This is a genomic window from Neorhizobium galegae, from assembly GCF_021391675.1.
Lineage (GTDB): Bacteria > Pseudomonadota > Alphaproteobacteria > Rhizobiales > Rhizobiaceae > Neorhizobium > Neorhizobium galegae_B.
The window spans coordinates 180074-195326 of record NZ_CP090095.1 but is presented as its reverse complement, the minus strand read 5'-3'; the positions used below and the strand labels follow the sequence as shown (position 1 = coordinate 195326).

At 62.7% G+C, this 15253-nt stretch carries 13 protein-coding genes; 7 read left to right on the top strand and 6 right to left on the bottom strand.

The window, feature by feature from the left end; all coding sequences use genetic code 11:
- Nucleotides 1–12: 12 nt before the first annotated feature.
- The 7 genes from LZK81_RS00890 (at nt 13) to LZK81_RS00860 (ending at nt 9128) form a co-directional block, all read left to right on the top strand.
- Nucleotides 13–1719 carry a methyl-accepting chemotaxis protein gene (locus tag LZK81_RS00890; RefSeq protein WP_233954913.1) on the top strand — a complete coding sequence of 569 codons (1707 nt, stop codon included), beginning with the start codon at nt 13–15 and terminating at the stop codon, nt 1717–1719.
- Between the two features lie 187 nt (nt 1720–1906).
- Complete coding sequence (locus LZK81_RS00885; RefSeq protein ID WP_233954912.1) at nt 1907–3721, top strand: methyl-accepting chemotaxis protein; 1815 nt, start codon at nt 1907–1909, stop codon at nt 3719–3721.
- 185 nt (nt 3722–3906) lie between these two features.
- Nucleotides 3907–5829 (top strand): HAMP domain-containing methyl-accepting chemotaxis protein, encoded by a 1923-nt coding sequence (locus LZK81_RS00880; protein ID WP_233954910.1) that lies wholly within the window; start codon nt 3907–3909, stop codon nt 5827–5829.
- Nucleotides 5829–6320, top strand: a complete 492-nt coding sequence (locus LZK81_RS00875; protein ID WP_046602812.1) for a chemotaxis protein CheW — start codon at nt 5829–5831, stop codon at nt 6318–6320. Before LZK81_RS00880 ends, LZK81_RS00875 begins: the two co-directional genes overlap by 1 nt.
- A gap of 37 nt (nt 6321–6357) precedes the next feature.
- Nucleotides 6358–7221 (top strand): CheR family methyltransferase, encoded by an 864-nt coding sequence (locus LZK81_RS00870; protein ID WP_233954908.1) that lies wholly within the window; start codon nt 6358–6360, stop codon nt 7219–7221.
- Between the two features lie 3 nt (nt 7222–7224).
- Complete coding sequence (locus LZK81_RS00865) at nt 7225–8307, top strand: protein-glutamate methylesterase/protein-glutamine glutaminase (RefSeq protein WP_233954907.1); 1083 nt, start codon at nt 7225–7227, stop codon at nt 8305–8307.
- Nucleotides 8308–8423: 116 nt separating this feature from the next.
- A complete protein-coding gene (locus LZK81_RS00860; RefSeq protein WP_046602809.1) occupies nt 8424–9128 on the top strand; it encodes a ParA family protein in 705 nt (234 codons plus the stop codon).
- On the opposite strand, the gene LZK81_RS00855 is transcribed toward LZK81_RS00860, so the two are convergent.
- The 6 genes from LZK81_RS00855 to LZK81_RS00830 all read right to left on the bottom strand — a co-directional run bounded on the left by LZK81_RS00855 (nt 9129) and on the right by LZK81_RS00830 (nt 15240).
- Nucleotides 9129–10175 (bottom strand): NAD(P)-dependent alcohol dehydrogenase, encoded by a 1047-nt coding sequence (locus LZK81_RS00855; protein ID WP_233954906.1) that lies wholly within the window; start codon nt 10173–10175, stop codon nt 9129–9131.
- 74 nt (nt 10176–10249) lie between these two features.
- Nucleotides 10250–10990 (bottom strand): SDR family oxidoreductase, encoded by a 741-nt coding sequence (locus LZK81_RS00850; RefSeq protein ID WP_233954905.1) that lies wholly within the window; start codon nt 10988–10990, stop codon nt 10250–10252.
- A gap of 81 nt (nt 10991–11071) precedes the next feature.
- Nucleotides 11072–11518 (bottom strand): aconitase X swivel domain-containing protein, encoded by a 447-nt coding sequence (locus LZK81_RS00845; protein ID WP_046611483.1) that lies wholly within the window; start codon nt 11516–11518, stop codon nt 11072–11074.
- Nucleotides 11518–12789 (bottom strand): aconitase X, encoded by a 1272-nt coding sequence (locus tag LZK81_RS00840; protein ID WP_233954904.1) that lies wholly within the window; start codon nt 12787–12789, stop codon nt 11518–11520. The genes LZK81_RS00845 and LZK81_RS00840 overlap by 1 nt, the downstream gene beginning before the upstream one ends.
- Before the next feature lie 10 nt (nt 12790–12799).
- Nucleotides 12800–14137 (bottom strand): FAD-dependent oxidoreductase, encoded by a 1338-nt coding sequence (locus LZK81_RS00835; protein WP_233954903.1) that lies wholly within the window; start codon nt 14135–14137, stop codon nt 12800–12802.
- A gap of 194 nt (nt 14138–14331) precedes the next feature.
- The gene (locus LZK81_RS00830; protein WP_233954902.1) at nt 14332–15240 is read right to left on the bottom strand and encodes a LysR family transcriptional regulator; all 909 of its coding nucleotides are present in this window, start codon (nt 15238–15240) and stop codon (nt 14332–14334) included.
- Nucleotides 15241–15253 lie beyond the last annotated feature (13 nt).

Genomic DNA, 15253 nt, shown 5'->3' with positions numbered 1-15253 from the left:
TGGACTCAAAAAATGCACGCTTCAATCAAGCTTAAGCTGGCTTCAGCATTCGGTTTCATCATCATCATGCTGCTGGCGACTGCCGCCTACGGCATCCTCAGCCTTGGCAACCTGAACGACACGCTCGAAAATGTGCTGCAGGGGCCGGCCCTGCGTCTGAAACTGGCCCAGAACCTGAACAACGAGCAACTCCAGCAGATCCGTCAGCAGAAGAACCTGCTTCTGGCTGCAAATCCTGGAGAGATGCAGGGATATATCGCAAAGGGCGATGAGGCTCGACGCGCCTTCGAGGAGACACTCAAGGCGGTTGAAGCCCGTGCAACGGAACAGGGCAAGGCCCTGTGGGCGAAGCTTGCCGGCTTCACATCGGAGTTCCGCAAGCAGGACGACCGGATCCGCAACTCCATGCTCGGCGGTGACGCAGCCTCCGCGCTGCACATTTCCAACAATGAGGCCCGCGCTGTCACCAACGACATCGACGCGCTGCTCTCGGATGTGGTCAAGCTCGAGGAGGGCCGCCTCAACGAGGCCGATAAACAAACCGATCTGGATTACGCTCAGACCCGCCTGATCATGATCTCGGTCGCGAGCGCCGCTTTCCTGATCGCCGTGCTGGCCGCCCTCTGGATCGCTCTTTCGATCAACAGGGGTCTGCGCAATGCGGTGACGGCTGTGCAAAACGTCGCCGATGGTGACCTGACCAAGTTTGCCACGATCACCAGCAAGGACGAGATCGGCGAATTGCTCGGCTACGTCAACACGATGATCGAGCGCCTGCGCGGCGTCGTCGGCGATGCGCTCGCCGCATCCGACAACGTCTCTTCAGGCAGCCAGGAGCTTTCTGCGAGCTCCGAACAGCTGAGCCAGGGCGCGACCGAACAGGCGTCTTCTGCCGAAGAAGCGTCCGCCTCGATGGAGCAGATGGCCGCCAACATCAAGCAGAACGCCGACAACGCCGCCCAGACGGAAAAGATCGCCCGCCAGTCGTCGCGTGACGCCGAAGCATCCGGCCAGGCCGTCGGTCGTGCCGTCGGCGCCATGCGCACGATCGCCGAGAAGATCTCGATCGTTCAGGAAATCGCCCGCCAGACCGACCTTCTCGCCCTGAACGCGGCGGTGGAAGCCGCCCGTGCCGGCGAACACGGCAAGGGTTTTGCAGTCGTCGCCTCGGAAGTGCGCAAGCTTGCCGAACGCAGCCAGGCAGCGGCTGCCGAAATCAGCGCCCTTTCCGGCGATACGGTGCAGGTCGCAACGGAAGCCGGCGAAATGCTCAACAAGCTAGTGCCGGACATCCAGAAGACCGCGGAGCTGGTGTCGGAAATCTCCGCCGCCTGCCGTGAGCAGGATATCGGCGCATCCCAGATCAACGAAGCGATCCAGCAGCTCGACAAGGTGACCCAGCAGAATGCCGGCGCCTCCGAAGAGATGTCGGCGACTTCGGAAGAACTCGCCTCGCAGGCCGAAGAACTGCAGGCCTCGATCGCCTTCTTCCGGGTCGATCAGGCCGGCGGCAAAAAGTCGGCCAAGCGGGCTCCGTCTACCGTTGCGGCCCACAAGCCCATTGGCAAGTCGGCCCCGATGCGACGCGCTGCTGGCCAGCCGTCTCACAAGGCCGATCATTCGGTGCTCAGCCAGCAAGCCCGCGCCAAGGGTTTTGCCCTCGACATGTCGATGGGCGGACCGGATGCCGACGACGCGGACTTCCGCGAAAGCGCCTGAGGGAATTGAACCGATCCCGGATTGACAGAAATCCGGGATCGCCTCTCGCATGTAAGCGGGAGAATGTCTGGACGGCCGGACCATCGCAGAAGGGTGAATGTATCGGTCTTCTCGTTTTCAAACGTTTCCGCCCGTTGGGGAGGGAAGCACCTACCGATGCACTTTATTGCCTTGAGGGGATATGGCTATGCGATTTACGATTAAACTAAAACTCGGACTGGCTTTCGGCCTGATGATCTGCCTTCTGGCAGTCACCGCCGGCTACGGAATTTACAGCCTCGCCAACCTCAATTCCGCCATCAGCGCCTTGATCGCCGGTCCGGCATTGCGGCTGGAAACAGCCGAGAATTTATCGGCTACCCAGTTGCGCATTGCGCGCGCGCAGTTGAACCTTGCGACGTCGGAAACGGCAGAGGATATCGACAAGTACATCCAAGCCAGCGACCGCAACCGTAACCTTTTCAACGAGACGCTGAAGAAGCTCCAGGATCTCTCGGCCACGGATGAGGCTCGGAAGGCCTGGGGAGAGGTCGCGACGAAAGCCGAGCGGCTCTTCCGTATCGACGACGCGATCCGGTCGGCGGTACGCAATGGGAATGCCGACCAGGCCCTCATCCTTGCAAAGGGCGACGGTCGCGCCATCATCGACGACATCGAAAAAACGATCCAAGCGCGCGTGGAGGCCAATAAGGACCTGATGGAACAGGCCGACCGCGATACGGATGAGCAATATCAGACGACACGAAACTTCATAATCGGCCTGACGGGTATCGCGCTGGTGATTGCGATCATCGCTGCCCTGTGGATTGCACTCGGCATCGGTAAAGGGCTGCGCAAGATCATGGATGCCGTCGACGCGGTGGCGGTCGGCGATCTCAACCAGGAGATCGAGATCAAGACGAACGATGAAATCAAGGATCTGGTCAACACCCTCAACGTGATGACCGGCAACCTGCGCAACACCGCAACCATCGCCGACCAGATTTCGAACGGCGACCTCACCGTCTCGCCGAAGCCGCTTTCCGACAAGGACACGCTCGGGCTTGCGCTGCAGAGCATGGTGGAACGCCTGCGCGGCGTCGTCGCCGATGCACTTGCGGCGTCGAACAACGTCTCCTCGGGCAGCCAGGAACTTTCGGCAAGCTCGGAACAGCTGAGCCAGGGCGCGACCGAACAGGCCTCGTCGGCCGAAGAAGCGTCCGCTTCGATGGAGCAGATGGCGGCCAACATCAAGCAGAACGCCGATAACGCCGCCCAGACCGAAAAGATCGCCCGTCAATCGTCGAAGGACGCGGAAGCAAGTGGCGAAGCCGTCTCCCGTGCGGTCGGTGCCATGCGCACGATCGCCGAGAAGATCTCGATCGTTCAGGAGATCGCCCGCCAGACCGACCTTCTCGCCCTGAACGCCGCGGTGGAAGCCGCCCGTGCCGGCGAACACGGCAAGGGTTTTGCGGTCGTCGCTTCGGAAGTCCGCAAGCTCGCCGAGCGTTCCCAGGCAGCGGCTGCCGAAATCAGCGCTCTCTCTGGCGAGACGGTGCAGGTCGCAACGGACGCCGGCGAAATGCTCAACAAGCTGGTGCCGGACATCCACAGGACGGCCGAACTGGTCTCGGAAATCTCCGCCGCCTGCCGCGAGCAGGATGTCGGCGCGGCCCAGATCAACGAAGCGATCCAGCAGCTCGACAAGGTGACTCAGCAGAATGCCGGCGCCTCGGAAGAAATGTCGGCGACTTCGGAAGAACTCGCCGCTCAGGCGGAAGAGCTGCAGGCCTCGATCGCCTTCTTCAAGGTCGAACGCGCCAACGGGAAGGCCCGGCCTCAGCTCGGCCCCAAGGTCCACGCAACCGCAAAGCTCGGCGCAAAACAGCCATCGAAGGCTCCTGCGTACCGTCCGGCCGGCCATTCCGTCGCAGCCCAGCAGTCGCGCGCCAAGGGATTTGCCCTCGATCTTTCGATGGGCGGCCCCGATGGTGACGACGACGACTTCCGGGAAAGCGCCTGAGCGATTCCCGACCAATGAGCGGGGCCGCCAGGCGGCCCCGTGATCGCCAGCGTCATTGCGTTGGTGCGAACAACGAAGAAGTTCCTGCCGCCGGCTTATCGGCCTTACGGTCAGGCTTTGTTCGATCGCATCTCAGAAATGTAAGGCAGCTTTATCGGCTTTTTGAAGGAATTGGGGGATTTAAGATGCGGTTTACAATCAAACTGAAATTGGGATTGGCTTTCGCCCTGTTGACGCTGCTGCTGGTCGGCATTGCAGTCTACGGCAGCCTGAGCCTTGGCGGTCTCAACGACGCCAGCATCAAGATGGTCGACGGCCCGGTTCGTCGTCTGGAACTTGCGCTCACGGCCAATGTGAACGAGGTCGATGCGGTGCGCGCCCAGAAAAATGCGCTGCTTGCGACCAATCTCGCGGATGCCGCGAAATTCCACAAGGAAGCGGACGACAACACGGAACTGATGTTCAAGGCCGTTCAGGAAGGGCTTTCGATCGCCTCTCCGGAAGGCAAACCCTATTGGGAGAAGCTGCTGACGATCGGCAAGCTGTTCCAGCAGAAGTCCAACGAATTGCAGGCAATTCAGGCACGCGGTGACCAGGCCGGCGCTCTGGCGCTTTCCATGGGCGATCTGCGCACCATGACTGCCGATATGGGCGAGGCCATCAAGGTTCTCCTCGATATCCAGCGCAAGGGCATGGCAAATACCGAAAAAGCGAACCAGGATCTGTTCGCCTCGACGATGATGGTCTTGAGCGTCGCCTCGATTGCGGCCGTGCTGATCGCCATCGGCGCCGCCTTCTGGATCACGCTCGGCATCAACAACGGTCTCAAGAAGATCGCGTCCGTCGCCAATGCAGTGGCAATCGGCGATCTCAACCAGAAAGTCGAGGTCAAGACCAATGACGAGGTCAAGGATCTGATCGACACCGTTAACGTGATGACCGGCAACCTGCGCAATACGGCGGCGATCGCCGAACGCATCTCGGAAGGCGACCTTGCCGTCGACGTCAAGCCGCTTTCCGACAAGGATACGCTGGGGCTCGCCATGCAGAGCATGGTCACCAACCTGCGCACCACAGCGCATGTCGCCGACCAGATCGCCAATGGTGACCTGACCATTTCGCCGAAGCCGCTCTCCGACAAGGACACGCTCGGGCTTGCGCTGCAGAGCATGGTGGAACGCCTGCGCGGCGTCGTCGCCGATGCACTTGCGGCATCGAACAACGTCTCCTCGGGCAGCCAGGAACTTTCGGCAAGCTCGGAACAGCTGAGCCAGGGCGCGACCGAACAGGCGTCTTCTGCCGAAGAAGCGTCCGCCTCGATGGAGCAGATGGCCGCCAACATCAAGCAGAACGCCGACAACGCCGCCCAGACGGAAAAGATCGCCCGCCAGTCATCCCGGGATGCGGAAAGCTCCGGCCAGGCCGTCGGCCGTGCCGTCTCGGCGATGCGGACGATTGCGGAAAAAATCTCGATCGTTCAGGAGATCGCCCGCCAGACCGACCTTCTCGCCCTGAACGCCGCGGTGGAAGCCGCCCGTGCCGGCGAACACGGCAAGGGTTTTGCGGTCGTCGCCTCGGAAGTCCGCAAGCTTGCCGAACGCAGCCAGGCAGCGGCTGCCGAAATCAGCGCACTTTCCGGCGAGACGGTGCAGGTCGCAACGGACGCCGGCGAAATGCTGAACAAGCTGGTGCCCGCGATCCACAAGACTGCGGAACTCGTCTCGGAAATATCGGCCGCCTGCCGTGAGCAGGATATCGGCGCATCCCAGATCAACGAAGCGATCCAGCAGCTCGACAAGGTGACCCAGCAGAACGCCGGCGCCTCCGAACAGATGTCGGCGACTTCGGAAGAGCTCGCTGCCCAGGCGGAAGAGCTGCAGGCCTCGATCGCGTTCTTCAAGGTCGATCGGGCCGGATCCAAGCAACGGGGTCAGCCGGTTCCGGCCGCCAAGCCAGCAGCGGCCAAATCCAGACCCCAGCCGGCGCCCAAGGCCTATTCGGCCGGTCATTCAGTCAACGCACAACAGGCCCGCGTGAAAGGTTTTGCCCTCGATCTGTCGATGGGCGGCCCGGACGCGGACGATGCCGACTTCAGGGAGAGCGCGTAATGGCAGGCATATCCTCCGAATCCCAATTCGTAACCTTCAGCCTCGGCGATGAGATTTTCGCGGTCCCCGTCGAGGTGGTCCGCGAGATCCTCGACCACGAGGAGCCGTTCAAGATTCCGCACGGCCCGGAATATCTGCTCGGCCTGCGCGATGTGCGCGGGCAGGGCGTGCCGGTAATCGACCTTCGTCTTCGCCTCGGCCTGACGAGGACGGTCAAGACGCCGCATACGCGCATCCTTGTACTCGACGTGCCGGTGGCCGATCGCGTCCTGGTGCTCGGCCTCGTCGCGGACCGCGTCTTCGAAGTGGTGCCGTTCCGCAAGGAACAGATCGAGACGGCGCCGGATATCGGGGTGCGCTGGCGCTCCGACTATATCGCCGGCGTGGTGCGCCGGGAGAGCGGTTTCGTTGTCGTTGTCGACCTTGCACGGCTGTTTTCGGATTCCGGGTCGGCGCTTGCCGATGTTGGGCCGCAGTCCCAGGTCGCATGAGGAATTCGCATAACCGAATAGGTTCTTGTACGGGGGCATGCGCGTGAGTGCAGCAATAAGGAGCCAGCCGCTCGATGATCGGCTGAGCAAGCGCAACTTCGATATGCTTTCGAAGTACATCTACGACTATAGCGGCATCAAGATGCCGCACAGCAAGTTGACCATGCTCGAAGGACGGCTTCGCCGGCGCCTGCGCGTCACGGCCATGCCGACCTTCGACAGTTATTGCGACTACCTCTTCAAGCACGGAGGTATCGAGGCCGAATCGATCTTCCTCATCGATGCGGTGACCACCAACAAGACCGACTTCTTCCGCGAGCCGAAGCATTTCGACTACATGATCCAGGCAGCGTTGCCGGACATCCTGAAAAGCTACCCCGACCGGCGCATCCGCACCTGGAGTTCGGCCTGCTCGACGGGCGCCGAACCCTATACGATGGCCATGGTGCTTTCGGAATTTCTGAGCTCGTCGACGCCGGAACGCGACTATTTCGTGCTTGCGACCGATCTTTCGACCGATGTGCTGCAGAAGGCCCAGCGCGGCATCTATCAGAGCGAGCTCCTGGCACCCGTTCCCGCCGACATGATGAGCAAATATGTCATGCGTTCGTCCGACAGCCGGCGGCAGGAAGTGCGGATTTCGCCAAAACTGCGTTCCCGCGTCGGTTTCGCCCGGCTGAACCTGATGGACGAGGCCTATCCCATCGGCGACCTGATGCACATGATCTTCTGCCGCAACGTGCTGATCTATTTCGACAAGCCGACGCAGCAGCACGTGCTGTCCCGCCTTTGCCAGGCCCTTCTTCCCGGAGGTTATCTGTTCATCGGTCATTCGGAAACCGTGACCGGCTTCGACCTGCCGATCCGTCAGGTGGCAAATACTGTGTTCAAGCGAGTATGAACCATGAGCGGCAAAATTCGCGTTCTGATCATTGATGACTCCGCCAGTGTCCGCCAGACCCTGACAGCCGTCCTGTCGGCGGATCCGGACATCGAAGTCATAGGCGCGGCCAGCGATCCCTTCATGGCGGCGCGAAAGTTGCGCGAGGAAATCCCCGACGTCATCACGCTCGATGTGGAAATGCCGCAGATGGACGGCATCACCTTCCTGCGCAAGCTGATGGTGCAGCATCCGATCCCGGTGGTGATGTGCTCGTCGCTAACCGAAAGCGGCTCGGAAACGCTGATGCAGGCGCTCGAAGCCGGCGCGGTCGATATCATCCTGAAGCCGAAGATCGGTGCGGCCGACTATCTCGCGGAGGCCGCGGAGCAGATCCGCACAGTGGTCAAGGGGGCCGCGCGCGCCCGCGTCGGCCGGTTGCGCCCGTCACGCATTTCCGAAGGCGGAACGACCGCCAAGCTGACGGCCGACGCGGTGCTTCCGCCTCCCAGGGCCGGAGCCATGGCGAAGACCACGGAAATGGTCGTCTGCGTCGGCGCCTCGACCGGCGGAACCGAAGCTCTGCGCGAGCTTCTCGAAGCCATGCCGGCCAATTCTCCAGGCATGGTCATCGTCCAGCACATGCCGGAAAAATTCACCGCCGCCTTCGCCAAACGGCTCAACAGCCTCTGCGAAGTCGAGGTCAAGGAGGCGGCCGACGGCGATCCGGTGCTGCGTGGCCACGTGCTGATCGCCCCCGGCGACAAGCATATCCTGCTCGAACGGCGCGGCGCGCGTTACGAGGTTTCGATCCGCTCGGGCCCGCTGGTCAGCCGCCATCGTCCGTCCGTCGACGTGCTGTTCCGGTCCGCCGCACGCTCGGCCGGCGGCAATGCCATGGGCGTGATCATGACCGGCATGGGCGACGACGGCGCCCGCGGCATGAACGAGATGCATCAGGCGGGCGCCTATACGGTGGCCCAGGACGAAGCGTCGTCCGTGGTGTTCGGCATGCCCAAGGAAGCCATCGCCCATGGCGGCGTCGACAAGGTCGTTTCGCTCGAACAGATCGCCCGGGAAATCCTCGCCGCCGATCGCCGGCGGTAAGATCTGGCAACGGATTTTTCACGGCCCGTTAACCATGTTTGGCAAGAATGGGGCAACGCATCATGAGGGTGCGGTGAGAGAGCAATCTTACGCTCGTAGCCGGACAGGGACCCAAGATGCCAGTCATTACCTTTGCCAACACCAAGGGCGGAGCGGGCAAGACCACCGCCGTACTCCTGCTTGCAACCGAACTCGTTGAGCAAGGCTACCGCGTCACCATCCTAGACGCCGATCCGCAATACTGGATCACCCGCTGGCACATGCTCTCGCCGCACAACGACAAGCTCAACGTCATCTCCTACGTGACACAGGCCTCGATCGACCGGCACATTTCCGAGAACCGCCACAAGACCGATTATTTCGTGCTCGACCTGCCCGGCGCCCAAAGCCCGCTGCTCGCCAAGGCGATCGGCCTTTCGGACCACGTGCTGATCCCGATCCAGGGCTGCGCCATGGATGCCCAGGGCGGCGCAAACGTGCTGGAACTGCTGCGCTACCTTGAAGAAAAGGCCAATCTCCGCGTGCCGCATTCGGTCGTTCTGACCCGCGTCAACTCGATGGTGACGACCCGTGCCCTGCTTGCGGTGAAGATGCTGCTGGCCGAACGCAAGGTCGAAGTGCTCGACACTCCGATCATCGAACGCGCTGCCTTTCGCGACATCTTCGATCTCGGCGGCACGCTCTACACGATGGACGAAAACCGCATCAGCAATCTCGACAAGGCCCGGCAGAACGCCCGCCTGTTCGCGCTCGAAATGCTCCGCCGCGTGCCGCTCCACAAGCCGGCCTCGCTGTCGAAGCGCTTCGTCCGCGCCGCCTGATCAGGCTTTGCCGTTCATCAGGATCTGCAGCTTGACGTCGGACGGATGTCCGGCGACGGCCCGCTCGAAGGCCTTGATCGAATCCTTGAAATCGAAGACGCCGGTGATCAGCGGCTTCAGGTCGACCTTGCCGGACGCGATCAGTTCCAGCGCCCGGTCGAAGATGTTGGCGTAGCGGAACACGGTCTCAAAGCGAACTTCCTTGGAGATGGCGCTCGATACGTCCAACGGCACCGGCTCGACCGGCAGGCCGACCAGCACCAAGGCACCGCCGGGCCGCACCAGGTCCAACATGCCGGCATAGGCTCTCGGACTGCCGCTCGCCTCGAACACGACATCCGCACCCCAGCCGCCGGTCGCTTCGGCGATGACTTCGGCAAACGGCCGTTCGGTGATGTTGACGGGAATGACGCCCGGGTACTGGCCGGCGATCTTCAGCTTGTCGGGGCTCAGATCCGAGATGAAGACGCGGGCGCAGCCGCCCGCGAGTGCCGCCAACGCCACCATGATTCCAATCGGGCCGGCACCGATCACCGCGCCGACATCGCCGGGCTGGATACGGGCGCGGCTGGCGGCCTGCATGCCGATCGCGAACGGCTCCACCATGGCGCCTTCGGCAAAGGAGACATTGTCCGGCAGCTTGTAGGTGAAGGCGGCAGGGTGAATGACTTCCGGAGTCAGCACCCCGTGGACCGGCGGCGTCGCCCAGAAACGGACGTCCGGATCGACGTTGTAGAGACCGAGCTTGGAGGCGCGTGACGACAGGTTCGGTACGCCCGGCTCCATGCAGACGCGGTCACCGACCTTCAAGGCCTTCACCTCGCTGCCGACCTCGACGACGATGCCCGCCGCCTCGTGACCGAGCACCATCGGCTCGCGCAGGACAAAGGGACCGATTGCGCCGTGGGTGTAATAATGGACGTCGCTGCCGCAAACACCGACCGTATCGATGGCGATCTTCACGTCGCCCGGCCCAACCTCGGTCGGAAGATCGATCTCCCTTAACGCGAGAACGCCTTTTTTCTCGAGCACCAGTGCCTGCTGCATGCGATGTTTCCTTCCGATCATCTTCTTACGCTGGCCGAGTTTCCGGGCGAGATCAAGGCAGCCATCGACCGCTTTCAGCCGCGGCCGGCATAAGGCATGCCGTTTGCCATCACCGTCATGAACAGGACATTGGCTTCCAGCGGCAATCCATCCATGTAGAGCACCGCATCAGCCACGTGCTTGGTATCCATGACCGGCTCCACAGCAGTCGTGAGGTCCGCCTGCAACGCCCCTTCCTTCATCCGCACCGTCATCGGCGTATCGGCATTGCCGATATCCACCTGGCCGCAGACGATGTTCAGCGCGCGCCCGTCGAGCGCGATCTGGCGTGTTAGCCCGGTAATGGCATGTTTGGTGGCGGTGTAGGCGGCCTGGAAAGGACGCGGCACGTGCGCCGAGATCGAACCGTTGTTGATGATCCGCCCGCCGCCGGGGTTTTGCCGCCGCATGATTCCGAAGGCCGCGCGGGCGCAATAGAAGGCGCCGTTGAGGTTGAGGTCGATGACGGCCCGCCAGGTTTCGAGCGGCAACTCGTCGATCGGAACGGCCGGCGTGCCGCGGCCGGCATTGTTGAACAGAAGGTCCAGCCGGCCATAGGCCGCTTGCGTCGCCGCAAACAACGCGTCGACGGCGGCCGGATCGGTGACATCCGTCGGCACGACGAGCGACTCCCCGCCGGCAAGTTCCGCCGTGCCCCGCAGCTCGCTCTCGCGCCGGCCGGCAAGCACGGTCCTATAGCCTGCTTTCAAAAGCCCGAGGGCCACGGCCCTGCCAACGCCCGAGCCCGCACCGGTTACGATCGCTACTTTCGACATGTCTGCCTCCCACCTGTGATGGTAGACCTTATAGTCGGCAGTCGGCCCAGCCGTCGAGTGGCATGCTTGCCGGAGAGAATATCACGTCCGAGATTTCTTGGTCACGGTCACGGTGCCGGCATCGGCATCGACCACGACCCAGTCACCGGTCTCGATCACCGAAAGCGGGTCCTGATCGAGTTCGGTGATCGCCGGAACGCGGGTGACGACGGCGCCGAGCGCGATCTTGGTGGTCATCCGCGTAAAGATCATCGCCGCTGGCTGGACACCGTTCAATCGCGTCATATGGAAATAGGCCGACCAGCCCGACGAGCCCTTGGCACCGGGAAAGACAAGGATCTTGCCGGCGAACGAGACGCCGCGCATTTCGTGCCGGCGCTCAATGACCGTGCCGGTGCGTTCGTTGATGCCGCCCCAGCCGGAGATTGTCTCCGTCGTGACCAACGCCTCGCCCTCGGCGCGGCCGGCCACCACCTTGCGGCCCTTGAGTTCGATCGTCTCGGGTTTGGCTTCCGTCGAAATATCCATCAGACCCTCCCGTTCCACTGGCCGGTCAAGGCGGCATCGACGCAATCGCTGACCGAGCCGAACCAGCCCTGTACGCCGGTTATCGCCGGCAGGTAATGCGCCTGCTTGGCGGAATCCGTGGCGATGACCTTGGTTCCCGCCGGCAGACGGCGGGAAATGGCGGGACAGGTGTCGCTCATGACAACACCGCCGGCATCGCGGATGACGTCGATATAACCGTTGCGCTCGGCGACCTGTTTGATCGCGCGCGGTGTATGCACCCAGAGCTGCACGTCCGAATGGATCTTCCTGTTCTCCAGCATGTGGGCGATCAGCGCCATCTGGTCGATGGAATTGTGCGGACAGCCGAGCATGATGAAATCGACCTTCTTTTCGGTCGAGCTTTGCAGCTTCTCATAGGTCTCGCGCCGCTCCTTCGCACCATAACTGAACGTGCCCTTCACCTGGCGGCCACCGAAGGCTTCCTCGATCGAATCCGCTTCCGGCGTGATGCCGGGGATATGGTACATCTCGACCCCGCCCGACGACGCGGCGGCTGCGCCAAAATGCTTGAGCTTGATGAGATCGGGCTGTCGGCCGGTGCCCTTCAGCACCGGGATTTCCTCGCCGATCACTTCGCCGATGTAGTAACCGAGCAGACCCCAATCCATCATGTCGTCGACCTCGATATCGAGCTCGACCAGATGGGTGCCACGGCGGTTTTCGGTGATGTGGAAACCCCAATAGGGAATGCGGCCGGTGAGTGCCGCAGCGCCGGTGCTTTCCTTGCCCTCGACATTGGTGCGGGCGCCGAGCACGGAGTTGCAGTAGATGACTGCGGACGATTCCATCCAGGCGCAATGCTCGCCTTTCACCGGCACGTTGCCGACCTGATAGGGCGTGCAGGTGGCGAACATGTTGACGCCGCGCCGCCCCAGGTATTTCTCGTTGGCGCGCTGCATGTCGACCAGCGACTTGTCGACGCCCTGGAGTTCCCAGTTGTCATTGTCGATGCCGGTGATCAGCTGGCAGGTATGCGCCACCATATGCGGCACGTCGACCACCTCGTCGCTGTCGAGGTTCAGCTCGGAATAGACGTGCTCCATGCCCTTTTCGGCAATCGCCTGCACCGAGGGGGTCGAGGCGTTGAAGGCGCCGGCGACATTGTTGGTCTCAATCAGCCGTTCGGCGCCGAGCGCTTCGCCGTAGCGGACGAGCAGGTCCATGGCGCGCGCCTTGGCGCGGCCGTGCTCGCCGTCATACATGGCCTTTTCGTGATCCGTCAGGTTCATCGCGTCCTCCTCACGATGCGGCTCGCGTTTCCGCACCTGTCCACCGATAATGCTTCTTTTCGACGTTGTCGGAAACCCGCTCGCGCAGCGCATCGCGATCGATCTGGTGCACACTGCCGGTTCCGGCAAGGTCGAGCGCGTTGGCGGCGGCCATGCCCATGGCGATGCAGGGGCCCATGACGCGGATGCTCGAAAGCGCTGCCGAATCCGCATCGACGCAGCGCCCGGCGGCGGCGACGTTGTCGCATTCGTCCGGCGTTAGGCTGCCGAGCGGGATGTAATGGGCATGTTGCTCGTCAAACGTGATCCAGTGGTGGCCGTCGCCGTGATCGTGCAGCTCGATCGGCCAGGCGGTGCGGGCGACCGCGTCGTCGAACTTGGTGCCGGCCTTGATCTCGTCGACGGTCAGGTGATGGCTGCCGGCGATCCAGCGGGTCTGGCGGATGCCCGGCAGGCCAAAGGAGCGGATGCGGGCATTGCCGAAGCATTCCGGGAACTCCGTTTTCAGGAATTCCACGGCGCGGGCCGCCTGGTCCTTGCCTTCGAGCGCCTTCTTCGAGGCCTCGACCGGATCAAGCGGGGTTTCCACATGGGTCATGTTCATGGCGGCGATGCCGCGGCCGGGAATGGTGAAACCAAGGCCTTCGCGGCGCAACAGGCCGTAGTTTGCGGCCTTTTCCTTCATCCGGTCGCCGATCTCGTAGCGGGTCGGCTGCTTGGCTTCGTCGATGTTTTCCAGCACCACCATCTGGGTGCCGAAGACGCCGCCCTTTTCCGGCTGGCGGCAGGCAAAACCGGCCTGCCAGACGAGCGCCGCATCGCCGCTCGCCTCCACCCAGCCGGTCGCCTCGATCGAGACGCCGCCATAGCGGGTCATGAAATCGGTCTGGACGACGCGCCGGCCTTCCACATGCACGTCGAGGATCTGCGCACCGAGCACGACCTCGATGCCGGCGTCGAGCACGCTTTGCTCCATCCAGCGGCCGAGGACGACCTCGTCGTAATAGACAACCGTCGTGTTCGGGCCGTGGCGGTAATAGATCGACCGGTCCTGGCTTTCGAGATGGGCCAGCAGCTTGTCGGCGACGCCATAGGTGAACTGATAGCCGTGCGTGCCGTTCGAAAACAGGCCGCAGAACGTGGCGATGATCGAGTTGACCGCCTGTCCGCCGAGCGCCGCCTGGCCATCGACGATGACGACCTTGCGGCCAAGCCTGGCGGCTTCCAGCGCTGCGGAAATCCCGGCGATGCCGGCGCCGACGACGCAGATATCCGCCTTGAGCTTGCGGAACGGCGTCGACTTTTCGCGCCTGACGATCCGCGTTTCCCTGCTCAGCGTTTCCGCCATGGAAGCCTCCCACTATAGTACCGCGCCCTCCCGGCGCCTTGGGAATGATCGTAGCCCAAGCCGCCCCGCCTTGAACCCGGCAAGTGATGCGATCAGCTTTCTTGTTTCGAGAAAGGTTCAGCCGGATTTCAGCGGTTTGGCGTCAGCGAAACGGCGGGAGTGGAGGCGGAACAGCTGCGGGTCCGGATTTCTTCTCAGAACATCGGAATGACCTGATCCGGCACGCCTTCCGAAAACCGCTTCTGCACGTAGGATATGAACTCGGACACCACGACCTTGTTCATCTTGATCCTGGGCACGGACGCCTTGACCCAGAGCGGCTCGACCGGAAATTCCGGCATCACCTCTTCGAGCGCGCCGCTATCGAGATCCGACCGAGCGAGGAACCTCGGCAGGATCGCCAGTCCCAGTCCCTGACGGGCAGCCGCGAGCAGGACCCGGCTGTCGTTGGCCGTGAAATTCGAGGTGATCTCCACGTTGATCGTGCTCGTCTCCATCTGGAAGGTCCAGGTGGTGCCGATCGTGTGGAAGGTGATGCATTCGTGGCCGACGAGTTCGGTGGGCGTCCTCGGCCGCTTGCGGCCCGCCAGATAACCCCGCGATGCGCACAGCACCCGCGGATATGGACACAGCGGGTGGTCGATCACATAGGCGTAGGATTGCGGCAGCGCGCCGATCGCCACGTCGAACCCCTCCTCCAGCGGATTGACCGAGCGGTCGATCAGCACGATCTCCATCTTCACCCGCGGATTGGCCGCCTGGAACGCGGCGCAGATATCCCCGAAGAACATCGAGGTCAGCGTCGTCGGCGCCTTGATGCGCAGCGAACCGGTCAGGCCCAGTTCATGCGTATTGGGCGTCGCCAGCGTCTCCTCGATCTCGCCGACCAGAAGCTGCAGGCGCGGCCTCAGCCGCTCGCCATCGAGGGTCAGCGCCAGCCGCCTGGTGGTGCGCACGAAAAGCTGAGTGTTCAGATGCTCTTCGAGCCGCTTGACCCGCTTGGTGATGACCGAGGTCGCGACGCCCAGGTCACGGCCGGCGGCGGAAAAGCTGCCGGCGCGGGCGGTTGCCAGGAAGGCGCCGATGTCGAGAAGTATGTTCACTGTCTTTCTCGTT

Coding starts and splice junctions, on each gene's coding strand:
- LZK81_RS00840 (WP_233954904.1), bottom strand. CDS start 12,789: ATGAACCTGACGGATCACGAAAAGGCCATGTATGACGGCGAGCACGGC.
- LZK81_RS00885 (WP_233954912.1), top strand. CDS start 1,907: ATGCGATTTACGATTAAACTAAAACTCGGACTGGCTTTCGGCCTGATG.
- LZK81_RS00880 (WP_233954910.1), top strand. CDS start 3,907: ATGCGGTTTACAATCAAACTGAAATTGGGATTGGCTTTCGCCCTGTTG.
- LZK81_RS00865 (WP_233954907.1), top strand. CDS start 7,225: ATGAGCGGCAAAATTCGCGTTCTGATCATTGATGACTCCGCCAGTGTC.
- LZK81_RS00870 (WP_233954908.1), top strand. CDS start 6,358: ATGCGCGTGAGTGCAGCAATAAGGAGCCAGCCGCTCGATGATCGGCTG.
- LZK81_RS00875 (WP_046602812.1), top strand. CDS start 5,829: ATGGCAGGCATATCCTCCGAATCCCAATTCGTAACCTTCAGCCTCGGC.
- LZK81_RS00890 (WP_233954913.1), top strand. CDS start 13: ATGCACGCTTCAATCAAGCTTAAGCTGGCTTCAGCATTCGGTTTCATC.
- LZK81_RS00845 (WP_046611483.1), bottom strand. CDS start 11,518: ATGGATATTTCGACGGAAGCCAAACCCGAGACGATCGAACTCAAGGGC.
- LZK81_RS00850 (WP_233954905.1), bottom strand. CDS start 10,990: ATGTCGAAAGTAGCGATCGTAACCGGTGCGGGCTCGGGCGTTGGCAGG.
- LZK81_RS00835 (WP_233954903.1), bottom strand. CDS start 14,137: ATGGCGGAAACGCTGAGCAGGGAAACGCGGATCGTCAGGCGCGAAAAG.
- LZK81_RS00860 (WP_046602809.1), top strand. CDS start 8,424: ATGCCAGTCATTACCTTTGCCAACACCAAGGGCGGAGCGGGCAAGACC.
- LZK81_RS00855 (WP_233954906.1), bottom strand. CDS start 10,175: ATGCAGCAGGCACTGGTGCTCGAGAAAAAAGGCGTTCTCGCGTTAAGG.